This is a genomic window from Bosea sp. 124, from assembly GCF_003046175.1.
Lineage (GTDB): Bacteria > Pseudomonadota > Alphaproteobacteria > Rhizobiales > Beijerinckiaceae > Allobosea.
Genome location: NZ_PZZM01000001.1, coordinates 3095859 through 3117543 on the forward strand (window position 1 = coordinate 3095859; position 21685 = coordinate 3117543).

Below are 21685 nucleotides of genomic sequence, written 5' to 3' on the forward strand. Positions count from 1 at the left end.
CAAGGGACATTCGGAATGCAGCCGGACATCATCGTCATCGGAGGGGGAACGGTCGGAGCGGCGATCGCGTATGGCCTCGCGAGGACCCGGCAGCGGGTCCTGCTGCTCGATGGCGACGACGGCGATTTCCGCGCGGCCCGCGCCAATTTCGGGCTGGTCTGGCTGCAGGGCAAGGGACTCGGCATGCCGGCCTATCAGGCGCTGACGCGCGACAGCATCGCGCTCTGGCGCGGCTTCACGGACGAACTCGAGGCCGAAACAGAGATCGACCTGACCTACGAGCAGAAGGGCGGCCTTGCCTTCTGCCTGGGGGAGGACGGCTTCGAGAAGCGGCGGCATGACCTGATGCGGCTGCACAACCAGAGCGGCGACGGCCGGCCCGACTGGGAGATGCTCGACCGGGCGGCGCTGGAGCGCCTGGTGCCGAAGGCGTCATTCGGTCGCAACGTCACGGGGGCGAGCTTCGGGCGGCACGATGGCCACACCAATCCGCTGCGTCTGCTGGCGGCCCTTCACGGGGCGCTGCCGCGTCATGGCGGCGCCATTTGCCACCGGGCACGCGTCGAGCGGATCGAGCCGGTGGGCCCGGATTTCCGCCTGATCCTCGACGGCGAGACGCTGGTCGCGCCCCGCATCGTCATTGCCGCCGGCCTCGGCTCGCCCGCGCTCGCCCGGCAGGTCGGGCTCGAGGTGCCGCTACGCCCCGAGCGCGGGCAGGTGCTGGTCACCGAGCGGCTCGAACCGTTCCTGCCGCTGCCGGCAAGCGGCCTGCGCCAGACCGGCGAGGGCACGGTGATGATTGGCGCGACCAAGGACGACAATGGCTTCGACGTCTCGACGACGGCGGAGGCTGCCGCCTGGCTGAGCCGCAAGACGGTCGAGATCGTTCCGGCGCTCGCCGGCGTCCGGCTCGTGCGGCAATGGGCCGGCCTCAGGATCATGACGCCCGACGGCTATCCGATCTATGCGCAGTCGCAGAGCCATCCCGGCGCCTTCGTTGCGCTCTGCCATTCGGGCGTGACGCTCGCCGCCTTCCACGCGGAGACGCTGGCCGGCGCGATCGCCGCGGGGTCTCTGCCAAACACGCTTTCGCCTTTCCACCAGAGACGTTTCGATGTTCCGCAAGCTGCATGATCCCGGGGCGCAAGCCGTCACGATCTTCATCGACGGGAGCCCCGTCGCCGCCGAGGCCGGCGAAAGCGTGGCCGCCGCGCTGCTGCGCCAGCCCGAGGTCTGGAGCCGCAGGACGCCCGTCTCGGAAAGCCCGCGTGCGCCCTATTGCATGATGGGCGTCTGCTTCGAATGCCTTGTCGAGGTCGATGGTCTGGGGTCGGTGCAAGGCTGCCTGACGCCTGTCCGGCAAGGCATGCGCATCGCCCGTCAGCAGGGCCGCAGGAGCCTGTCGGCATGAGCACGCAACAATATGCCGGCGCGCAAGAGAACGCCGACGAGACCGATCTGCTGATCGTCGGCGCTGGCCCGGCCGGCATGGCCGCCGCCGTCACCGCCCGCCGCCATGGCCTCTCCGTGCGCGTCGTCGACGATCAGCCGGCACCGGGCGGTCAGATCTGGCGCGGAATCGAGACCGTCGCCGTGACCCCACGCCTTACGCGGCTTGGCGCAGCTTATGGCGCCGGCGTGGAGCGGGCCGCCGCCTTCCGCGCCTGCGGGGCGCTGTATGAGCCGGAATGCCAGCTCTGGCAGATCGAACCGGGTTTTCGTGCTTTCGTTACGCGTGAGGGGCGGGCGCGGCGTTTCGGCGCCAAGGCGGTCCTCCTCGCCACCGGCGCGCAGGAGCGCCCGGTGCCGTTTCCCGGCTGGACGCTGCCGGGCGTTCTGACGGTCGGTGCGGCGCAAATCCTGCTGAAGACGGCCGATTCCGTGCCGTCGAGCCCGGTCTGGATCGCCGGCTGCGGGCCGCTGCCCTTGCTCTACATGACGCAATTGCTCGCGGCAGGCGGCAGGATCGCCGGGTTTCTCGACACGACGCCGCGCGGACGCCTCGGGGCGGCGCTACGCCACCTGCCGCAAGGGCTTGGCCGCTTTGGCGATCTCGCCAAGGGGCTGTCCTGGTCGCTTGCGCTCAGACGGGCCGGGGTCCGAGTGATCCGGAATGTCGCGGAGCTGCGCGCCGAAGGCGAGGGGCGTCTGCAGCGGCTGCGCTACCGGACACAGGAGGGCCGCGAGGCGGAGGTCGCCGCAGAGGTGTTGCTCGTCCATGAGGGCGTGGTGCCGAACATCCATGCGCCGCTCGCGCTTGGTTGTGCGGTGAGATGGCATGAAGGCCAGCATTGCCATGTGCCGGTGCTCGACGGCTGGGGCGAGACCTCGCAGGCGAATGTCTTCGTCGCGGGGGATGGCGCCGGTATCGGCGGGGCCGAAGCGGCCGAGCCGCGTGGCCGGATCTCAGCGCTGCGCGTCGCGGCCCGCTTCGGCAAGCTCGGTGAAGACGGGGCCGAAGCGGCCGCGCGGACGGAGCGGGCCAGGCTCTCCCATGGGCTGGCGCTCCGGCCCTTCCTCGATGCGCTCTACGCGCCGCGTCCGCAGGTCTTCGCCCCGGCCGACGAGACGCTCGTCTGCCGCTGCGAGGAGGTCACGGCCGGCGAGCTGCGCGCCCGCGCCGTACAGGGGCGGCCGGGACCGAACCAGCTCAAGGCCTTCACGCGGGCCGGTATGGGCCCCTGCCAGGGCCGGCAATGCGGCTACACCATGGCCCATATCGTCGCCGCCGCGCAGAACCGGCCGATCGAGGAGGTCGGGTTCTATCGGATCAGGCCGCCGCTGAAGCCGGTGACGCTCGGCGAACTGGCGAGCCTCGATACGCGGGAACCGGCGGCGTGAGCGTCGAAGCGTTCGACGTTGCCGTGGTGGGCGGCGGTCTGCACGGTCTGTCGGCGGCGCTGCATCTGGCGCGCGCAGGCCGAAAGGCTGTGGTGATCGAGCGGCGCTGGACCGGGCGGCACGCGTCCGGTGCCACCGCCGCCGGCGTGCGCACGCTGAACCGCGACATCGCCGAACTGCCGATCTCGCTCGAAGCGATGGAGATGTGGCATCGGATCGCGGAGCTGGTCGGAGATCCTTGCGGCTTCCAGGCCCATGGCCAGCTTCGCGTCGCCGAGACGCAGGAGCACATGCCGGCGCTGCGCCAGCGCGAGGCGCGGATCCGTGCGCTCGGCTACGCGCATGAGGAAATGATCGACGCCGCGGAGCTGCGTCGCCTCGTACCAGCCCTGAGCCGGCACTGTGTCGGCGCGCTTGTGGCGCGGCGCGACGGTGCCGCCGATCCGCATCGCACCATCGAAGCCTTCCGCGGCGCCTGCGAGGCGGAAGGTGTCGCCATCGCCGAGGGCTGTGGCGTCGAGGCGGTCGAGCGGCGAGGGGAGGCGTGGTTGCTGGCTTGCGGCCCGCGCCGCTTCTGCGCGCCCGTCGTCATCAACGCGGCTGGTGCCTGGGCTGGCCGGCTTGCCGCCCTGTTCGGCGACGAGATCGCGCTTGGCGTCAGGGCCTCGATGATGATCGTGACCGAGCGCCTCGCACCGTTGCTCGACCCCGTCGTCAGCGTCGTTGGCCGGGCGCTGTCCTTCAAGCAGGCCGACCAGGGCACGCTGGTGATCGGCGGTGGCCTGCAGGGCGCGGCCGATCTCGACGCGGAGAGCAGCAGCGTGAACTTCACCGAACTCGCCAAGGGCGCAAGGGCCGCGAGCGACCTGTTTCCGGCGGTGCGCGGCGTGCGCATCGCCCGCTGCTGGACGGGGATCGAAGCGCAGACGAGCGACCATCTCCCGGTGATCGGCGCCTCGCCGAACGCGCCCGGCCTGTTCCATGCTTTCGGCTTCTCGGGGCACGGCTTTCAGCTCGTCCCGGTGGTCGGCGCCATCCTGGCCGATCTCGTCACGCAGGGAACGACCCGTCGCGACATCGCGGCCTTCGCGCCCCGGCGCCTCATGCAGGAAAGGGCCGCGGCATGATGGCTTACGTCCTCCGACGCATTCTGCTCGCCATTCCAACCCTGTTCGTGATGCTGACGGCGATCTTCGTGCTGGTCCGGCTCGTGCCGGGCGATGCCGCTTCCGTGATCCTGGGCGACCAGGCCAGCGCGGCCTCGCTCGCCGCGCTGAGGGAAAAGCTCGGGCTCGACCAGCCTGTCCATGTCCAGTATCTCGCCTTCCTCGGCAAGGTCCTGACGGGTGATCTCGGCCAGTCGCTGAGCAGTGGCCGCAGCGTCATCCAGGAGGTGCTGCTCGTCTTGCCCTCGACGATCGAACTCACGGTCGCCGCGATCGCGATCGGCCTTCTGTTCGGCCTGCCGCTCGGCGTCGCAGCGGCTCTCAGCCGCAACGGCTGGGTCGACTATGTCTCGCGCATCGTCTCGCTGATCGGCCTGTCCTTTCCCGCCTTCGTCTCCGGCATCCTGATGCTGATCGTCTTTGCGATCCAGCTCAACTGGTTCCCGGTGCTCGGCAACACCAGCGGCTCCGGCAGTTTCGTCGAGCGAGCACGGGCGCTGGCGCTGCCGGCGCTCAATCTCGGCATCATCATGACCGCCTATGTGATGCGGGTGACGCGGGCCGCGATGCTCGGCGTCCTGACCGAGGATTATATCCGCACGGCGCGCGCCAAGGGGGTAGGCCCCGGCCAGCTCGTCGTGACGCATGCGCTGCGCAACAGCCTGATCCCGATCATCACGGTGGTCGGGCTCTATTTCGGCACTCTGATCGGCAATTCCGTGCTGACCGAGATCATCTTCAACCGTCCGGGGCTCGGCAAGCTGATCATCGGCGCGCTTAACGCCCGCGACTACACGCTGTTGCAGGGGCTGATGATCATCTTCGCGATCTGCGTGATCGTCGTGAACACATTGACCGACATGGCCTATGGCCTCGTCGATCCGAGGGTGAAATACACATGAGCAGCGCCGCCACCACGACCGTCGAGATGCGGCCGGGCGGCCTCTGGCTCGCCTTCTCGCAGAACCGCATCGCCTGGGTCGGGCTCGTCCTGCTCGCCCTCATCGTGTTCGTCGCGGCCTTCGCGCCCTGGCTCGCGCCCTACGATCCGCTGGAACAGAACATCGTCGTGCGGCTCGAGCCGCCTTCGGCCGAGTTCTGGCTCGGCACCGACTCCTACGGCCGCGACGTGCTCTCGCGGCTGATCTACGGGGCGCGGATCTCGCTCTTCGTCGGCTTCGTCGCCATCCTGATCGCGATGCTGGTAGGCACGACGATCGGCGTCATCGCCGGCTATGTCGGTGGGCTGTTCGACCAGATCGTGATGGGCGTGCTCGACGTGCTGCTGGCCTTTCCGACCCTGCTGCTCGGCCTGATGATCGCCGCCATGCTCGGGGCGAGTCTGGAGAACCTGATCATCGCCATCGCGGTGACCGAGGTCGCGCCCTTCGCCCGCGTCGCGCGCGCGCCGACGATCACGCTGCGCCAGCGCGACTTCGTCGAGGCCAGCCGCTCTTATGGCTGCGGGCCCCTGCGCATCATGTCGCGGCATATCCTGCCCAACATGATCTCGGATGTGGTGGTGATGAGCTCGCTCTGGCTCGCTTCCGCGATCCGTACAGAAGCCTCGCTCAGCTTCATCGGGCTCGGCGTGCCGCCACCGGCCGCGACCTGGGGCGGCATGATCCGCGAGGGCTTCGAGAACATCCTCGACGCCTGGTGGCTGGCCGTCTTCCCGAGCCTCGCGATCCTCGTGACGGTACTGGCGCTGAACCTGCTCGGCGATGCCCTGCGCGACGCGTCTGACCCGAAATCGCGCGCGCGCTGACCGCGCCGGCAGCGAGGCCCTGCGCTCAGGAAGCCAGCCTGATGTCGCGGGATTTCAGCTTGTCCTCCCAGTCGAGGGCCTGCTGGACGATCTGTTCGAGGTCGTCATGCTGGGGCTGCCAGGCGAGTTCGGCGCGGATGCGGTCTGCCCTGGCGACGAGGGCGGCCGGGTCTCCGGCGCGGCGGCCGGAATAGACCACCGGGAAGTCGACGCCGGAGACCTTCTTCACCATGGCGACGACCTCGTTGACGGAATAGCCGCGGCCATAGCCGCAGTTCAGGGTCAGGCTGGCGCCGTCGGCGCGGAGATGGTCGAGGGCGGCCAGATGGGCGCGGGCGAGGTCGGTGACGTGGATGTAGTCGCGGATGCCGGTGCCGTCGGGCGTCGGATAGTCGGTGCCGAAGACCTCCAGCGCGGCGCGCTGGCCGAGCGCGGCCTGGCCGGCGACCTTGATCAGATGGGTGGCGTGGGGCGAGGACTGGCCGGAGCGGCCCTTGGGATCGGCGCCGGCGACGTTGAAGTAGCGCAGCACGACGAAGTTCAGGCCATGGGCGCGGGCGACGTCGGAGAGCATCCACTCGCTCATCAGCTTGGAGCGGCCATAGGGGTTGATCGGCTCGAGCGCGATCTCCTCCGGCACCGGGCTGACCGCGGGCTCGCCATAGACCGCCGCGGTCGAGGAGAAGATGATGCGCTTGACGCCGCCGCGCACGGCGCTCTCCAGCAGGCTGCGGGTCTTGACCGTGTTGTTGAGATAATAGCCGAGCGGGTCGGCAACCGATTCCGGAACCACGATCCGGGCGGCGAAATGCGCGATCTCGGTGATGGCGTGCTCGGCGATGATGCGTTCGACCAGCGCCTGGTCGCCGATGTCGCCCTGGATCAGAACCGCCTCCTTCGGAACAGCCCACCAGAACCCGGTCGAAAGATTGTCCAGAACCACCACGCTCTCGCCACGGTCCAGAAGTTCAAGCACCATGTGGCTGCCGATGTAACCCGCGCCACCCGAAACCAAAATCGCCATCACAGACCCTTGTTGAAGCTTGCGTTTACGCAGATTCGCCCCGGCCGTGCGCCCGTTGCGCGCGGCATCGTTCCCGGATCGACCCGGCCGATCAGATCGAAGCAGTGCCCTTCAGGCCGCCTTCGTCTGCGCGGCCTCGCGGAAATAGCTTCGCTCGAACGTGCTCATGACCGCTGCCACCATGTCGCGGGCGACGTGGAGCTGGTCTTCCTCGAAGGCGAGCGGGCGCGGCGAGTTGAGCACGATCTCGTAGCTCGGGAAGTAATCGACGAAATCGAAGCGCCGGTAGAGTTCCTCCGCGACCGCGCGCAGGACCGATTTCGAGCCGCTATTGGCGACGATGACGTCGGTATCCTTGAAGGTCGCGCCGAGCGGCACCGGCGAAACGGTGACGATGAAGCGCATCTCCGGGTGGCAATGCGCGCGGATCATCGTCATGATCTCCAGCATGTCGGCGAGCGTCGCATCGTAGCCGTAGTCGACGAAGCGGAAGCGCTCCGGCATGCGCGCCAGCCAGGCCGGCCCGGGATGGGCATTCATCGCGAGGCCGGTCTCGGAATCAAGCCAGGTCTCGGTCAGGCCCAGGGTGAAGAAGCAGATGCGGGCCTGCCGGATCGTCGCGGTCGCGGCCGTCAGGCGCTGACGATTGGCGAAGGCGGTCTCGCGGTCGAGCAGACGCAGGCCGCTGGCGTGCGGATCGAACCACTGGTCTGCGGCGAGTTCGATCAGGCCGTCGTTCGGATATGTCTCGTCGAGCAGCACGCGCCTGAGTTCATGCGTCATCGAGCGCACCGAGTATTTGTTCAGCGCGCCCCGGCTCAATTCGCCACCGGCGGCGCCGCCGCCGCGCCCGGTCGTGGCGTTCCAGGTCTCGAAATGCTCGGCCGGTACGCCGTGCCCCTTGGTGACGAGCGAGAGGCCGCGCATCATCAGCACGTTCTCGACCTCGCGGGCGAAGCACGATCCCATCGTGAAGATCGGCCAGGACGGGTCGATCTGGAATTTCGGGTGGTGATCGACCTCGAGGAAGCCGCCCGTCGTCAGCCGGTCTTTGGCCATGCGATCGGCCTTGCCAGACATCCAGCCGCGCACGGGATTGGCGCGCATGATCGAGAGCGCGGTGCCTGCGTCGTATTCGATCCTCATCGGTCTCTCCTGGCGCTATGGCCGCCGGCGGTGTGCCGCGGTCCCTTTCGAAACGGAGCCGGAAACCTCGGGCGGGCTCGTCGCCTTTCGGCGTCCGGGCACCGTCATGCGTGCTCGCGGCCCGGCGGCATGGTCGCGTCACATCCGGTGCGGGATGCCGTTCTTGTCGAGGAAGCCGCGCATGCGGTCGTAGGATTGGGCATAGGACTTCGCGAGGGCGTTCAGGGCCGTTTCCTGGTAGACGGCGCGCCAGCCGCCCTCGGCCAGCGCCGCTTCCGGCACGACCGGGATCTTCAGCGTTTCGGCCAGCTCCTGGCTGCGTGTGTCATAGGCGACGAGGACGCCGGGCACGCCATGCGCCACCGCCGGCAGCACGCCATGGACACGGTAGCCGACCGCGAGGTCGATCCCGCGGGCGAATTCGTCATAGCGCTCGACATCGAAGAAGCTGAAAAGCCGGCGCTCATAGATGTCGCGCATGCGGGCGTCGTCCGGCCCGTCCCACCAGCCGCTATGGACGAACTCGGCGACCGCCTTGGCCTTGGCCGCGTCGTCGCGCAGAAAGAAGGCCTTCTCCTCCTGCTCGCCATGCGAGGACATCACCATCTCGCTCTGGCTGTCGACCTTGAGCAGCGCCTGGCGCTGGTTGCGGATATAGGTCTCCGGATTGGCGGTGTAGCTCGAGTCGAATTCGCGGCGCAGGCTGAAGGCGACCTTGCGGATCTCACGCTGGTCGGGAACCTTGATGGCGAGATCGCGCTGGCGTGTCCGGAAGATCGACGGGCAGCCGACGACCTCGACATTGCCGACGCCGTTGCGGCGCAGCGTCTCGGCGCTGAAGGCCCCGCGCACCCCGATTGCGGCGCAGCGGTCCCCCACGATCTGCCAGAAGCGTTTCGAGCCCTCTGGCAGGTCGATGGCGCGGTTCTGGCTGGCCTGCGCACCGACGCCGATCGCATAGACCGGGAGCTTGACGCGCTCCAGCACCTCGATGGCGCGGAACCACTCCATCTTCTCGTGGATGAAATTCGAGCCGCGCACGAAGACGTAGTCGAACTCGCTGGCGTAGCGCTCGATGTCGGCCTCGGTCGGATTCATGATCTTCATCGGCTCCAGATGCGCGTAGCGCAGGAGCTTCAGCGTCGAGTCGTAGACGATCATGTCGCCGATGTTGAAATAGTCGGAGAGCAGCTTCTCCATCGGCGCGCGATACCAGCGCACCTTGTCGTGGTCGTAGACCTCGCCCGCCGGATAGATCACCAGCGCCCGAAGCGCTTTCGTGGGCGCAACGGGCCGCAGATTCGAGCCCGGCGCGAGCAGGCCGGTCGCGGCATCCGCGATGGCGACCGCATGCGGGCGCCCGTCGGGCAGGCCGGGCAGCGGGATGGTCAGTTCGGCCACGGTCGCATCGCCGCGAAGCAGCGCTGCGGGACGGATCGTGGCGTAGTCCTGGCCATCGAGCAGCAGGCGTAATGCCGGCCAGTCGCCGCCCGCCGGGCGGGTGACCGAGACGACGACCTCGGTGGTCGTCGCGCGCATGATCTTCATGGCCTGCGCCATCGTAGCGGCGGTAGCGAGATCGCGGACTGGTGCGTTCATGGTGTCTCCTTCACGATCCGGACCCTGATCCGGACGAGGTCACGCTGAGGCCCGACCTCGCAGTCGGAGATCCGCATCTTCGTCATGAACAGGAAGGCTTCATCGCCCGTCGTCTCGAAATTGCGCGAGGTCGAGGCCGGGTCGGCGATCGCCCCATAGGCGTAGCGTGCCCGGTCCGCGCAATCCTTGCTCCACATCGTCGGATGCGTGGTCAGCGTCCGCAGCGGCGTCCAGGCCAGCAGATCGCGTGACCAGCTATAGGCGATGCGGCCACCGACGGCGCCCTGCGCCGGATCGGGGCCGAGGTGGAAGATCGCGAGCCAGAGCCCGCTGGCCTCGTGCCGCGTCACCGAGCCCACGGTCGTCGGCAGTTCCTTCAGCGGCTGGCAGGGCTTCGCCCGGGCTGTGTCCTCGCGGTAGGGATCGACCGCACGCAGCGAGAAATCTGTCCCGTCATAGGCTCGCCATGACGATGGATTCTCGATCTGCGTCGTCCGGAACAGGCAGACGCCGGGCTTCTGGCCCTCGCCGCCTGTGGTCGCGATCAGCGTGTACCAGGCCCCGTCCTGCGCGACGATGTTGGAGGGGTTGAAGAAGCCGCGATGCCGCCCCTGGCCGACCTCCTGCCGGAAGGCGGGGGCGGCGACCAGCGATGGCGGCTGGGTGGAGCTGAAGCTGCGACCGCCATCGCCGGAGCGCGCCACCGTGACGACATTGTACCAGCAGCGCATGACCTCCTTGAAGCGGCAGGCGCCCGGGTGCTCGTTGGCGTGATACTCGTCATGCATCAGCGCGACGACGTCGCGGCCGTTGCCGGTCCACGTCGCGCCGATCCAGCTGAAATCGCTGTAGGCGCTCGGGTCCGCGCTATGCCTGCCCTCGAAGGAGACTGCGCAGGAGGTCGCGAGCTGTTCCAGACCGCTGCCGGTCATCGCGCGGCTGCGGTGATGACTCGCAAAGGCGACGACCTCGTTGCGGTCGTCCCGATAGGCCCGCAAGGGCGCATCGGGAACATGCCACTGCTCGCAGCGCTGGCTGGACCAGTCGAAGACCGTCTCCTCACGGGCTTCGGGCGCGATCTCGACGCGATAGGCCGGCGTCTGCGGAGCCGCTGGCGACGCGGCCGACACCAGCAGCGCCGCGAGTAGACCCGGCAAGGATGTGCGGCAGCGCATCATGCGACCTTGCGCTCCGGCGTGGCCGGACGCCGGATCATCTTGTTGTCGACCCGGTTCTCGGCGAGGAAATCGCGCATCGCCGCATAGACCTGGCCATGGGCGGTGTTGAAGCGGTCGAAGCGCGCCTGGTCCCAATGCTCCTCCAGCCGGAACGCCTGGCCCGAGAAGACGTCGAAGCTCGGAATCTTGAAGGTCTCGGCGAATTCGACCGTGCGGCTGTCATAGGTGAAGTAGATCGACGGCGTACCATTGGCGAGTGCCATCAGATTGCCGTGCAGTCGGTAGCCGAGCACGAGGTCGAGCCGGCGCACGAGCTGCTCATAGTCCGCGACGACGTCGGAGTAGAACATCCGGCTGCGGTAGAGCCGCTCCATCTCGTCATCGAGATACCATTCGCTGGCCCAGCCGTTCTCGCGCAGCGCGGCCATCGCCTCCTCCTTCTGAGCGGCGGTTCCGAGCGCGAGCTTCTTCTCCTCGACCTCGCCCTGCGCCATCAGCGTCACGTCGAAGCGTCCCGCCATCGCCTTGACGAGGTCGCGATGGAAGGTGAGGTAGCGCTGGATGTCCCGCGCATAGGTGGTGGAGACCTCGCGCCGCAGCGTCACGCCCGCGGTCCTGACCTGGTCGAGCGCCGGCAGCCGGATCGCAAGCTCGGGATCATTGGCGCGAAACGCCGTCGGGCAGCCGATGATGCGGACGTTGCGGATGCCGAGGCCGGCGAGCACATCGGCCGAATAGGCGCCGCGCACGCCGACGGAGGCGGTCGAATCCGCGATCAGCCGCAGCACCGTCTTCGTGTCCTGGCTCAGCTCGAGCCGGCCGCTGACCGGCGCCTGGGCCCCGATGCCGAAGGCGATCACCGGAATCTTCAGCCGGCGCAGCACTTCCGGCGCCTGCCCCCACTCCATCTCGGCGTGCACATAGTTCGAGCCGCGCAGGAAGACGTAGTCGTATTCGGCGTTGGCGCGGTCGATCGCGGCGGAATCGACCTGCGCGATCGGCAGTTCGTCGAGCCTCTCGAAGTTCAGCAGCTTGAGCGAGGAATCGAAGACGAAGGCATCTCCGATGTTGTGATAGTGGTCGATATGCGCGGCGAGATTGGCATAGTCGTACCAGCGCACATTGTCGTGGTCGTAGACCTCCCCTGACGGGCTGATGACGAGGATGCGGGCCATGATTGTCTTCTCCCCTTTTTTGTTTTCCCGACGTCAGGCGATCATCGGCGTCGCCGCGCGGCTTTCCGGCATCGGCACGCCTCGCTTGGCGATGAGGCGCTGGTAGAGCGCGACATGGGTGGCGGCGGAGTCGACATGGTTCAGCGGCCGGGTGATGCCGCCGCGCAGCCTTGACCAGAGATCGGGCTCGCTCAGAGCCCGGGTCATGCAGTCGACGAGGTCCTCCGGGCTGCCGGCGCGGAAATGCAGGCCATCGACCTCATCGGTGATCTTCTCGGCCATGCCGCCGAGATTGCTGGAGAGGAGCGGCCTGCCATGGAAAAAGGCCTCCTGGATCACGATCGGCGAATTCTCCCACCAGACGGATGGCATCACCACCCAGTCGATGGAGCGCATCAGGTTCGGCATCTCGTGGTTCTGGAAGGGGCCGCAGAAGCGCACGCGCCGGCCTGCGCTCTCGACGAGCTTGGCGAACTTGTCCTGATAGGCCTGCGGCTGGCGCTCGAGATTGCCGCCATAGACCAGCAGGATCGCGTCATCGCCCCAGACCGCATCGGGGATGCGCGTCACGGCGTCGATCAACACATCGGCGCCCTTGTAGGGCGTCAGCTGGCCGAAATAGGCGAAGCGCGAGCGTCGCGCCTCGGGGCCCGGCAACGGGCGCGGCGGCGCGGCTGCCGCGACATCGATGCCGTTCTCGATCACCGAGAAGCGGTCCTCCGCCAGCCCCCATTCCTTGTAGCGATCCGCCAGGAAATGGCTAGGCGAGATGAAATGGTCGGCGAGGCCGAGAATGCCCTTGATGAAGGTCTCGCGCGCCAGGAAGCGGGCCGGCGAGATATCCGGGAAACAGGCGTTGCAGTCGGTCGGCGAAGCCCGGTAGCAGAGCTTGAACGCGCCGGTTTTCACCATCTGGCCGTGATGGTGGCAGATGCTGAGATATTCGTGGAAGGTCACGACGATCAGCGCATCGGGCAGGGTGTCGCGCGCCGCGAACAGGCATTCGAGCCCAAGCCCGATGAAGTGATGGAAATGCACGACGTCGGGCTTCAGATCGCGCAGCACCCGAACGAAATCGCGCTCGATCTCCTCGGTCGCCCGGTTCGAGATCAGGAAGTGATCGTAGTCCTCGGCGTAGTAAAGCAGTTCGCCGCCGCGCTGACGCAGGCTCATCAGTGCCGTGCTCGCATGGCGCGGCGTCGGCGCGCCGGTGCGGGCGAGATAATGGGTCTCGACGCCCTCGCTGGCCTGAAGCCCCTTATGGAGATTGTAGGAAGCGATCTCCGCCCCGCCAAGCGATAGCGACGGGTGCGCATGGGACACCACGAGTACGCGCATCATCATCCTCTCATGTTGGAAATGGCGAGCGCCCAGCGGCGGTCGAAACTGGTGCGGTCGGCAAGCTGGGCCAGTGCGCCGACATGCGGGCGCTGCATTTCGGCATCGTCGACGACATAGACCTCGACCTCCGGGACCCAGAGCGAGGGCGCCCCGCTCATCCTGAGCTTGAGGCAGAGATCGAGCCCCTTCTCGGCGGTGGTGAAGTAGTTGCGCGCGAAGCCGCCGACCTCGAGGAAGGCTGCGCGGGACAGGACGCAGCATTCGCTGGCGCCCGCCGCGACCTCCATCGGACCGAGATTGCCGATCGCCTCGAGCGGATAGCCGACGAAGCGGTTGACGACGCGCCGATCGACGCCCTCACCCTCGAGCCAGGCACCGGCCCAGCGGATCGAATTGTCCTCGAAGAGCAGGGTCGGGCTCGCCACGCATTGCCCGCCGCGCCCGCGATAAGCCCGTTCCAGCCGCCCGAGCCATCCCGGCATCCGGATCTGGGCGGCTCCGGAGAGCAGCGCCACCGTCTGGAAGCGGCAGGCGCGGACGCCGGCCTCGAGCGCGTCACAGGCATCCTCGACGCCCTCGACGATGACGAGCCGGACGCTGAGCCCGTAGAAGCGTGCCAGACGCCTGGCATCCGCGCCGGTGCGGTCGAAGCTCTCGGCCGGTGCCGCGATCACAATCGGCAACGGACGGATCTCAGGGTCGATGGCCAGCAGTGCGAACAAGGCCGAAAGCTCGCGATGCCGGTGGTCGAGCCCGATCACGAGGCCGAGCTGCGCCTCGGGATCGAAAGCGCCGCTGTCGATGGCTTCGACCGCGCGTGGCGACGCGATCTCGGCTGCCTGCAGGGCCGGCGCGACCTGCCGCTCGACCACGATGCTCGCCGTCGAGGAGCGTGGATCGAGCAGACCGAAGATTCGCTCCAGAGTCCGCCGCGCCTGGCCACGGCCGGGGTCGAGCGGCAGGAAGGCCGGCCCGGAACCGTCGATCTCGAATTCGAGGTAGAGCGGCTGGCCCGGCTCCGGGATCAACTTCGGTGCGAAGACGATGAAGCCGTGGCTGTTGCGTCGCGCGGCCAGCGCCGGCCCGAAGCGCGGGTCTTCCATGAAGGCGGCCGTGACATCGGGCCGCTGCACCCGCGTCCACAGGCGATCGACGGTGCAGGATTGCGAGCCGCTGCGCAGGGTAACCGCCTTGACCTTGCGCTCCGGGTCGAACAGCCAGCCGATGATCAGGACGCCGGCATCCTCGATGACGGTCGCGTCGTCGATGCCGGCGCGCACCGGCACATCCAGCAGGCACACCGTGTCGCGCCCGTCGAAACGCTGCGAGGCGCGCCGCAGTTTCTCGGTCGTGGTCTGCGGCGCAATACCGTTCTGCAATCCGTCGCGCAGATGGCCCGGAACCGTGATCGGCTCCAGCAGCACATGGCGTTCATAGACCTCGAGCGCCCGCCAGCCGTCATTGCCGCGGAAATACAGCCGCTCGATCTCGCCGGGATGGCGGACGGGGCAGTCCTCGAGCAGGCCGAAGAAGCCGCGCGCGCCGTCGCCGAGGTCGTCGCGCTCGAAGGTGCCGGCTTCCAGCACGGCCGGCGAGAGCCCGCCATGGGCGATCAGCAGCTTCGTGCGTCCTGCCGCGAAATTCGAGGTCCAGCCTTGCAGAAAGACGCTGTCGTCGAGCGCGCCCATCACCTCGATGAAGCCGCCGGGCTTGGCGACCGATTGCAGCAGGAGCCCGACCGCGCGCAGCCGCCGGGGATTGGACTTGCCCGCCAGCAGCACCTCCAGCAGCCCGTCGACGACGGTCGGGAAGGCCTGCCCCGCCTCTTCGGCCAGCGTGTCGAGGAAGGCCGGCAATGCGAGCGGCTTCGGCGTCAGGATGAGGCGCAACGGCCGCCCCGGCCGGCCGAGCAGGATCGCTCCGGATCCCGGCCGATCCGGCGACGGCGCCGGCGCCAGGCAGATGAAACCGACCGCGGCAGAGGGCTCGGCCTGCGGCCGGCGCCAGGTCAGGGCCATCGTCTCGACGCGATTGCGCGGATTGCCGTCGACCGCGACCGGGACCTTGCCGGGGATCGCGTCGCAGGCGCCCATGATGAGGATCGCGTTCTCGCCGAGCGGCGTCCAGGTCACCGTCGGTGCCGGGCTGATGCGTGTTCTTTCGGGGATGATCACTTCGTTCATCACGTCACCTGCGGACCAGAAGCACGGCGAGCGTGACGAAGGACATCGCGGCCGCCAGACCCGACAGGAAGCCGAGGATGATCGTCACCTGTCGCAGCGGGGCACGAGCCTCCTTGCGGATGGCGGTCAAGCGCTCGTCGAAGCTGCTCAGCGTGGCATCGAAACGGAGCTGGAAGACGTCGAGCTCCGCGAGGCGCTGGCCGATCTGTCCTTCCGCGGCCGCATCCGCCCCGGCATCGCGGGCGGGCGGTCGTCCTTCATCGAGCTGCAGGGCGATCCGGTCCAGCTTCTCGCCGAGCTCCTTCTGAGCGAGCTGCGTGCGCCGGTTGAGCGCCATCAGCGCCTCGACCCGATCGAAGAAGCGCGCCAGCGGCACGGCGATCGCCGCTTCCGCAGCCAGTTCGGCCGGCGGGGGCAGCCGCAGCTCCAGCTCGCCCCCGGTCGCCTGCGAGACGCCGACGATGGTCAGGGCGTCCCGGGCGGCGACGACGGCATCGTCGAGCTCCATCGAGAAGGCGTGCCGGCCGTCTCCGATGCCGTTGCGCCGCAGATCGATGCGGCTCTGATCCGCCTTGGTCTCCTGGATCAGGGCGCCGTCGCGCAGGACCCTGACCATGAGATGCTCCTCCGGCCGGGCCTCGTCCCAGATCCAGCCATGCAGCCGGTTGCCGTCGAGTGCGTCGACGCGGCCGTTGAGTCGGGCCGGCGTGACATTCGGCAAGCGGATCGTGTCGTCGCGGTTCGGGATCACCGTCATGCAGCCACCGGAAGTCTGATATCGTCGAAGAGAGCGAGATGCCGGGCGGCGCAGTCCGCGAGTGCCGGTTGTTCGGCGATGCCGTCGACCAGCTGCGGCCAGAGGTCGTCCTCGTCGAGACCGCGCCGCATGGCGCGGGCGAGGTCGGCCGGATCGCCCGGCCGGACATGGAGTCCGTCGACGCCGTCGCGCACCATTTCCGCCATGCCGCCGATGCCGCTGACGATCAGCGGGCGGCGATGCTGGAAGGCCTCCTGGATGACGAGCGGGGCGTTTTCCCACCAGACGGACGGCATCACGACCCAGTCGATCTCGGCCATCAGCGCCGGCACATCCTCGCGGCGATAAGGCCCGCAATGCGTGACCACGCTGCCGGTGTCCGCAAACGCCTGGCCAAGCGCCGTGGTGAAGCTCTCGCTCTGGAAGGGGGCGCCGCCGTGGATGCGCAGCGTGAAGCCGGTGTCGCCTTGTGCCGCGAGCAGCCGCGCCGCCTGGAGCAGCGGCAGCACGCCTTTCCAGGGGTTGAGATTGCCGAAATAGCCGAAATTGCCGCGACGCCCCCGGGTCTCGCGGTGTGCCACGATCTCCCGCGCCGGCCGCGCATTGGCGATGATCCCGATCTTTTCGGCGGACAGGCCCCACTCGATGTAGCGTTGGCGCAGAAAGCGGCTGGGTGCGACGAAACGGTCAACGGCGGCCAGATGCGTCTTCAGAAAGCGCTCGCGCAGCAGGAAGCGGTCGGAGCCGATCTCGGGGAAGCAGCCATGGCACGAGGTCGGCGAGGCGCCGGTACAGCGCTGCTTGTCGGTCGGCCGCACCATCAGCCCGTCATGGTGGCAGATCGGATAGTAGTCGTGCAGCGTCATCACGATTGCGGCCTGCGGCAGCAGCCGCCGGGCCAGCGCCAGGAATTCCGCGCCGATCAGCACGAGGTGGTGGACGTGGATCACATCCGGCCTGAACTCGGTCAGCAGCGTCGCGAGGTCCTGCAACGTGCCATAGTGGTCGATCTGGCTGAGATGGAAGCGGTCGAAATGACCACTCCAGAGCAACAGGTCGCCCTCCTCACCGGTGGCCTGGAAGGCCGTTCCGGGATGCGGCTGGCGATGAATCGCATTGGTCGCCCCAAGGAACAGCACCTCGCAGCCCTGCTCGCGATAGGCCTGGGTGAGATCATGGGCGAAAATTTCCGTCCCGCCGGGATGCAGATCGGGATGGTTATGGGCAACGACGAGGATGCGGCGCGTCATTGCCCGCCTCCCGGCTTCGTCGCGATCAGCAGATCCTGGTAGTGCGCTGCGCTGGTGCCCCGCCAATGGCCGCGGCGCAGGCCTTCGGCGACCAGGCCGGCATGAGCTGTCGCATCGAGCAGGCAGTCTGCATCGATGCCGGCCGCGGCGAGCGGCGCCTCCTCGATCGCATACCAGCCCGGCCCATCCTGCCAGCGCTTGAACTTGAGCCGTTCCTGGCCGGTGCTCTGGCCGTCGATCGCGAAGGCCGTCAGGAACAGCCGCCCGCCGGGCGCCAGCAGCCGCGAGGCCTCGTTCAGATAGACGACGAGTTCCTCGGGCGGCAGATGCGTCGCGACGGAGACCATCGTGATGAAGTCGAAGCTGCCATTGGCGAAGCCGAACTGTACCTCGGTGCCCGGCAGCGAGCCCTGCGGATTGTAGAGCGGATGCGCGATGTCCAGCCGCTGGAAGCGGAAACGCGGATAGGCCGGCGTAATCGTCTGGGCGCACCACAGGATGCCTTCCATGACGGGATCGACGCCGTCATAGCTGCCGCGTTCAGGATCGAGGTATTGCGTCAGCGGCACCGCCATGCGGCCGATGCCACAGCCGATATCGAGGATGCGTTCATGCGGGCGCAGCCGCCCCAGGCGGATGTAGTGGCCGAGGAATTCCGCGCCGATGGCGCGATAATCGCCATCACCGACGAAGATGCTGCCCGGCGGGGGATGCGGCAGGAAGCGGTTGGTCTGAACCGAGGCCATCAGGTAGTCGAGCTCGGGCCCACTGATGCCGGCCGGTGACGCCTGGCCGGGCGCGATCTGTCTCAGGGCTGTGATCGCCGTCATGCTGCTGTCGCTCTCCTGAGATTGACGCGGGGGATGAGATCGTTTCCTCGCGGCGCCGGCTGGCGCGGGGCGGGCTTTGCCATCGTGCCGTCGACCGCGCCCATCAGCGCGTCGATCTGTGCGTCCCAGCGCCTCGTGTGCAGCCAGGCATTGTGCTGGGAGGCGACGCCGCGCATGTAGTCGCCGCTCTTCGAAATGGACTGCCGCTCGAGATGATAGAGCGCGACGCGCGGCACATAGACGATGCCGTAGCCGGCACGGCGGACCTTCAGGCAGAGGTCGCTGTCCTCGTAGTCGCCGATGATGTAGCCGTGGTCGAAGCCGCCGACATCGCGGAACAGCTCCCGCAACATCACGATGCACGCCCCCGTCACGCCCGGCACGGGCCGTTCGACATTGGCCGGCGCATAGCCCGCGGGCATGCCCTTGAAGTAATGATGGTTGAGCCAGGTGCCCTTGCTGTCGCGCTTGAAGTAGAGCCCCGCATGCTGCAGCGAACCGTCGTCATAGAGCAGCTTCGGGCCGACGATCCCGATCCGGTCACGCGGGCTGAGCTTCTCGACCAGCATCGGCAGCCAGCCATTGGCGGCCGGGATCACGTCCGAGTTCACCAACGCCAGGACGGGGCTGCGCGCCACCCTGGCGCCTGCATTGCAGGCCGCCGAGAAGCCGCCGTTGCGCCCCATGACGACGAGCTGCATGGGCAGGCCGTAAGCGAGATGCAGCCCGCCGAGCAGATGCGCGACCTCAGCCTCATGCTCGGGCGAGTCGAGCACATAGATCAGCTCGGCCTTGCCCACGAACCAGGGGTCGCCGGCGAAGGCTGCGACCTGCACCCGCAGGAATTCATAGACCCGGTAGAGCGGAATCACGACCGAGACGGCCGGCGCCGCGATCTGGCCGCCGAAACCCCGGATATGTGGCTCGGGCAGGCTCTCATGCAGCTCCTCCTGGCAGGCCGCCAGAAGTGGCGCGAGCGTCGTCTCCAGCGCCTCGGCCGTGAGGAACTGCGGTGGGATGGCCGAGAGCGCCCTTGCCCTGATGGCTGCGGGATCGGCCGGCTGGACCGGCGGGCGCAGAACGAGCGTGGTGCCGGATTTCAGCCTCACCTCGCAGCGCGGCTGCAGGACGGGTGCTCCCTTCGCGTAATGCGCTGCGAAGGCGGCGAAGCCGGTCGCCGGCCGCGCCGCTCCGTCCGGTCCTGCGGGCAGCCGCGCCGCAAAGCGCCGGAGGTGGCCAAGCAGGGGTATCGGTGCACGCTCGCCGCCATGCAGCAGGATCTCGTCGAGCAGCCCGTCCGGATCGCGCAGCCAGCCGCCGATCAGCAGGCCTGCCTTGTTGCAGACCGCGAGATCGAGCTCGGCCGCCGGCAGATCGTCATTGCGATGCACGCTCTGGACGGCAAGTGGCAAACGCCTTTGCATCTCAATCGCAAGAAGCCGGCCTTGTTCCGAGAGGCCGGCGAGCTGCTCGACGAGCCAATTGCGCAGGCCGTCGCGACTCGCCGCCTTGCCCGCCCACCAGCGCGCCAGCGATTGCGCAGGCGGCCGCGGGGGCAGGGCCCTGACGACGAGCCCGCCCTCGCCCTGCAGGATCAGCAGGCCGCCGCCACGGGCCGGCGGCTCGTCCAGCACGAAGTGAAACTCGTGCCGCCCCTTGCGGTCGGCTGAGCCCAGCCGCGAGCGCAGGTCGACCCGGGCGAGCCCGGCGCCGTCCAGCCGCGCGGCGGCGCGAAGCGCGCCGAAATCGGACTGCAACGCAGTCTCGAACAGGAGGTTGCCCTCGACCAGCGTGGCGACAGGCATGGCCGGCGCGGTCTTCGGGAAGAGAACGAGAAGGAACTGGCGCAGGAACGAGAGATACTGCGCTGTCGCCGTGAGGCCAAACAATGCGGGCCAGGGGCCGGAGAGCGCGCCGGCGAGCGAAATCTTGGCCTTCGCGGTCAGGTCACGCAGGATCTCCCCGGGCTCGGCCAGGCCATGGACCAATGTCGGATCGAAGGTCGCGGTGACGTCGCCCTGCGGGCCCTGGTCGGACAGCGTGGCGACGATGCCGTCATGGCCGTTGTGGCGGAACGCCACCGCGAGCCGCTCGCGCCCATCCCGCAGCCCGAGCGTGAGCGAAGCCGAAGGGAGCCGCCTGCCATGGCCGGAGAGCGCGATCGCCGGCTTGCCGAAAGGCGAGACCTCGCGCGTCCAGCAGAGCAGGAAGACCGAGCCGCCGAGCCGGTGCAGCTCGAGATGCGTCGGGCATGAGTCCGCCACGGGGGCGGGCGCTTGTGAGAGCATGAAAGACGACCCTGCTGCTCGATGAGCGACGCCGACCGGATTGCAGCCGGCGTCGCGGGGGACACTCGTCAGGCGACCGTGAAGTAGGAGTTCGGGTCGCTCTGGATGTCCTCGGCTGTGACACCGACCAGGGTCAGGGTGTCGCCATTGCCAAGATCGATGATGGCGTTTCCGCCGACGGTGGTCGTACGCGCCGCGAGATCCTCGGGCGAGTTGATGCCCGTCCCGTTGATGTCGGCGGAGACCTTCAGCAGATCGTCGCCGGCATGGAAGTCGAGCACAACATCGTTGCCGCCACCTCCGGTAAAGTTGAAGATGTCGCTGCCGGCACCGCCGGACAGGATGTCGTCGCCCGCTCCGCCGAAGAGCAGATCGTCTCCGGCGCCACCCTGGAGAATGTCATCGCCGGCACCGCCCTGGAGGATGTCGCTGCCGGCGCCGCCGATCAGGAGGTCATCGCCCGCGCCGCCCTGGAGGATGTCGTTGCCGGCACCGCCGATCAGGAGATCGTCGCCCGCTCCGCCCTGAAGGATGTCGTTGCCGGCACCGCCCATCAGCAGATCGTCGCCCGTCCCACCCATAAGGATGTCGGCACCCGCGCCACCCTGGAGAAGGTCGTCGCCAGCGCCACCCTGCAAGACATCGTCGCCGGCACCGCCGAACAGGGCGTCATCGCCGGCGCTTCCGCTGAGAAAATCGTCACCCTGTTCGCCGAAGAGGACGTCGTCGCCCTCGTCGCCGAACAGCGCGTCGTCGCCGCTGTCGCCGAAGAGAACATCGTCGCCCTCTTCACCAAACACCGAATCGTTGCCGCCTCCGCCGTGCACGACGTCATGTCCTGCTCCGGCGAAGATCACGTCACTGAATCGACTTCCCACTAGAAAGTCGTCGAAAGCACTTCCTTCGATCGTAGCCATTCGTCACCTCCTCGGCGATCTGAGGGTGCCCACGAAGCGCGACGACTGAATCGCCGCACACCGGATCTGGCACCATTCCGACGACGCACATGCGGCACGTCATCGCTCGACGAGTGAAAGAGTACTCGATATATGCAGTGCAGCAAGCATTTAATTCTGACAATTTTGCGACGCACAATAATTTAATCTTCATTTCACAGAGATAATACTGATAGCTTCAAA

At 67.9% G+C, this 21685-nt stretch carries 18 protein-coding genes and 1 pseudogene; 6 read left to right on the forward strand and 13 right to left on the reverse strand.

Annotated elements, in window-relative coordinates:
• Nucleotides 1-15 precede the first annotated feature (15 nt).
• From C8D03_RS14665 to C8D03_RS14690, 6 genes are read left to right on the forward strand one after another with little or no spacing between them, the layout of a single operon-like run.
• Nucleotides 16-1134, forward strand: coding sequence for an NAD(P)/FAD-dependent oxidoreductase (locus C8D03_RS14665; protein ID WP_108047188.1), 1119 nt, complete (start codon nucleotides 16-18; stop codon nucleotides 1132-1134).
• On the forward strand, nucleotides 1115-1411 hold the full coding sequence (locus C8D03_RS14670; RefSeq protein ID WP_108047190.1) for a (2Fe-2S)-binding protein: 297 nt from the start codon (nucleotides 1115-1117) through the stop codon (nucleotides 1409-1411). Before C8D03_RS14665 ends, C8D03_RS14670 begins: the two co-directional genes overlap by 20 nt.
• Entirely contained in the window at nucleotides 1408-2841 is a 1434-nt protein-coding gene (locus C8D03_RS14675; protein ID WP_108047192.1) for an FAD/NAD(P)-dependent oxidoreductase, read from the forward strand. The genes C8D03_RS14670 and C8D03_RS14675 overlap by 4 nt, the downstream gene beginning before the upstream one ends.
• Entirely contained in the window at nucleotides 2838-3968 is a 1131-nt protein-coding gene (locus C8D03_RS14680) for an NAD(P)/FAD-dependent oxidoreductase (RefSeq protein ID WP_108047194.1), read from the forward strand. Before C8D03_RS14675 ends, C8D03_RS14680 begins: the two co-directional genes overlap by 4 nt.
• Nucleotides 3965-4909 (forward strand): ABC transporter permease, encoded by a 945-nt coding sequence (locus tag C8D03_RS14685; RefSeq protein WP_108047195.1) that lies wholly within the window; start codon nucleotides 3965-3967, stop codon nucleotides 4907-4909. Before C8D03_RS14680 ends, C8D03_RS14685 begins: the two co-directional genes overlap by 4 nt.
• Nucleotides 4906-5775, forward strand: a complete 870-nt coding sequence (locus tag C8D03_RS14690) for an ABC transporter permease (RefSeq protein WP_108047197.1) — start codon at nucleotides 4906-4908, stop codon at nucleotides 5773-5775. The genes C8D03_RS14685 and C8D03_RS14690 overlap by 4 nt, the downstream gene beginning before the upstream one ends.
• Nucleotides 5776-5800: 25 nt before the next feature.
• On the opposite strand, the gene galE is transcribed toward C8D03_RS14690, so the two are convergent.
• The 13 genes and pseudogenes from galE to C8D03_RS27145 all read right to left on the reverse strand — a co-directional run.
• A complete protein-coding gene (gene galE / locus C8D03_RS14695; protein ID WP_108047199.1) occupies nucleotides 5801-6799 on the reverse strand; it encodes a UDP-glucose 4-epimerase GalE in 999 nt (332 codons plus the stop codon).
• 111 nt (nucleotides 6800-6910) lie between these two features.
• Nucleotides 6911-7945: a GSCFA domain-containing protein gene (locus tag C8D03_RS14700; protein WP_108047201.1), complete on the reverse strand. Its 1035-nt coding sequence runs from the start codon at nucleotides 7943-7945 to the stop codon at nucleotides 6911-6913.
• A gap of 138 nt (nucleotides 7946-8083) precedes the next feature.
• Nucleotides 8084-9544 (reverse strand): polysaccharide pyruvyl transferase family protein, encoded by a 1461-nt coding sequence (locus tag C8D03_RS14705; RefSeq protein ID WP_108047203.1) that lies wholly within the window; start codon nucleotides 9542-9544, stop codon nucleotides 8084-8086.
• Nucleotides 9541-10722, reverse strand: coding sequence for a hypothetical protein (locus tag C8D03_RS14710; protein ID WP_108047205.1), 1182 nt, complete (start codon nucleotides 10720-10722; stop codon nucleotides 9541-9543). Before C8D03_RS14710 ends, C8D03_RS14705 begins: the two co-directional genes overlap by 4 nt.
• Nucleotides 10719-11897 carry a polysaccharide pyruvyl transferase family protein gene (locus C8D03_RS14715; RefSeq protein WP_108047207.1) on the reverse strand — a complete coding sequence of 393 codons (1179 nt, stop codon included), beginning with the start codon at nucleotides 11895-11897 and terminating at the stop codon, nucleotides 10719-10721. The genes C8D03_RS14710 and C8D03_RS14715 overlap by 4 nt, the downstream gene beginning before the upstream one ends.
• Before the next feature lie 33 nt (nucleotides 11898-11930).
• Complete coding sequence (locus tag C8D03_RS14720) at nucleotides 11931-13238, reverse strand: glycosyltransferase family 4 protein (protein ID WP_248308475.1); 1308 nt, start codon at nucleotides 13236-13238, stop codon at nucleotides 11931-11933.
• Entirely contained in the window at nucleotides 13238-15421 is a 2184-nt protein-coding gene (locus C8D03_RS14725; RefSeq protein ID WP_108047212.1) for a glycosyltransferase family 2 protein, read from the reverse strand. The genes C8D03_RS14720 and C8D03_RS14725 overlap by 1 nt, the downstream gene beginning before the upstream one ends.
• 4 nt (nucleotides 15422-15425) lie before the next feature.
• Complete coding sequence (locus C8D03_RS14730; protein WP_108047214.1) at nucleotides 15426-16178, reverse strand: hypothetical protein; 753 nt, start codon at nucleotides 16176-16178, stop codon at nucleotides 15426-15428.
• Entirely contained in the window at nucleotides 16175-17428 is a 1254-nt protein-coding gene (locus C8D03_RS14735; RefSeq protein WP_108047216.1) for a glycosyltransferase family 4 protein, read from the reverse strand. The genes C8D03_RS14730 and C8D03_RS14735 overlap by 4 nt, the downstream gene beginning before the upstream one ends.
• Nucleotides 17425-18258 carry a class I SAM-dependent methyltransferase gene (locus C8D03_RS14740; protein WP_108047218.1) on the reverse strand — a complete coding sequence of 278 codons (834 nt, stop codon included), beginning with the start codon at nucleotides 18256-18258 and terminating at the stop codon, nucleotides 17425-17427. The genes C8D03_RS14735 and C8D03_RS14740 overlap by 4 nt, the downstream gene beginning before the upstream one ends.
• A complete protein-coding gene (locus C8D03_RS14745) occupies nucleotides 18255-20546 on the reverse strand; it encodes a glycosyltransferase family 2 protein (RefSeq protein ID WP_146170176.1) in 2292 nt (763 codons plus the stop codon). Before C8D03_RS14745 ends, C8D03_RS14740 begins: the two co-directional genes overlap by 4 nt.
• 68 nt (nucleotides 20547-20614) lie before the next feature.
• Entirely contained in the window at nucleotides 20615-21346 is a 732-nt protein-coding gene (locus C8D03_RS14750) for a calcium-binding protein (RefSeq protein WP_465246472.1), read from the reverse strand.
• 48 nt (nucleotides 21347-21394) lie between these two features.
• Nucleotides 21395-21463 (reverse strand): annotated as a pseudogene (locus C8D03_RS27145) (hypothetical protein); the annotation flags it as partial.
• Between the last annotated feature and the right edge of the window lie 222 nt (nucleotides 21464-21685).

Excerpts from the sequence above, each read along its gene's own strand:
- C8D03_RS14730 (WP_108047214.1), bottom strand. The coding sequence starts at position 16,178 with ATGACGGTGATCCCGAACCGCGACGACACGATCCGCTTGCCGAATGTC.
- C8D03_RS14715 (WP_108047207.1), bottom strand. The coding sequence starts at position 11,897 with ATGGCCCGCATCCTCGTCATCAGCCCGTCAGGGGAGGTCTACGACCAC.
- C8D03_RS14745 (WP_146170176.1), bottom strand. The coding sequence starts at position 20,546 with ATGCTCTCACAAGCGCCCGCCCCCGTGGCGGACTCATGCCCGACGCAT.
- C8D03_RS14720 (WP_248308475.1), bottom strand. The coding sequence starts at position 13,238 with ATGATGCGCGTACTCGTGGTGTCCCATGCGCACCCGTCGCTATCGCTT.
- C8D03_RS14740 (WP_108047218.1), bottom strand. The coding sequence starts at position 18,258 with ATGACGGCGATCACAGCCCTGAGACAGATCGCGCCCGGCCAGGCGTCA.
- C8D03_RS14700 (WP_108047201.1), bottom strand. The coding sequence starts at position 7,945 with ATGAGGATCGAATACGACGCAGGCACCGCGCTCTCGATCATGCGCGCC.
- galE (WP_108047199.1), bottom strand. The coding sequence starts at position 6,799 with ATGGCGATTTTGGTTTCGGGTGGCGCGGGTTACATCGGCAGCCACATG.
- C8D03_RS14670 (WP_108047190.1), top strand. The coding sequence starts at position 1,115 with ATGTTCCGCAAGCTGCATGATCCCGGGGCGCAAGCCGTCACGATCTTC.
- C8D03_RS14685 (WP_108047195.1), top strand. The coding sequence starts at position 3,965 with ATGATGGCTTACGTCCTCCGACGCATTCTGCTCGCCATTCCAACCCTG.
- C8D03_RS14710 (WP_108047205.1), bottom strand. The coding sequence starts at position 10,722 with ATGATGCGCTGCCGCACATCCTTGCCGGGTCTACTCGCGGCGCTGCTG.
- C8D03_RS14665 (WP_108047188.1), top strand. The coding sequence starts at position 16 with ATGCAGCCGGACATCATCGTCATCGGAGGGGGAACGGTCGGAGCGGCG.
- C8D03_RS14735 (WP_108047216.1), bottom strand. The coding sequence starts at position 17,428 with ATGACGCGCCGCATCCTCGTCGTTGCCCATAACCATCCCGATCTGCAT.
- C8D03_RS14690 (WP_108047197.1), top strand. The coding sequence starts at position 4,906 with ATGAGCAGCGCCGCCACCACGACCGTCGAGATGCGGCCGGGCGGCCTC.
- C8D03_RS14675 (WP_108047192.1), top strand. The coding sequence starts at position 1,408 with ATGAGCACGCAACAATATGCCGGCGCGCAAGAGAACGCCGACGAGACC.
- C8D03_RS14725 (WP_108047212.1), bottom strand. The coding sequence starts at position 15,421 with ATGAACGAAGTGATCATCCCCGAAAGAACACGCATCAGCCCGGCACCG.
- C8D03_RS14705 (WP_108047203.1), bottom strand. The coding sequence starts at position 9,544 with ATGAACGCACCAGTCCGCGATCTCGCTACCGCCGCTACGATGGCGCAG.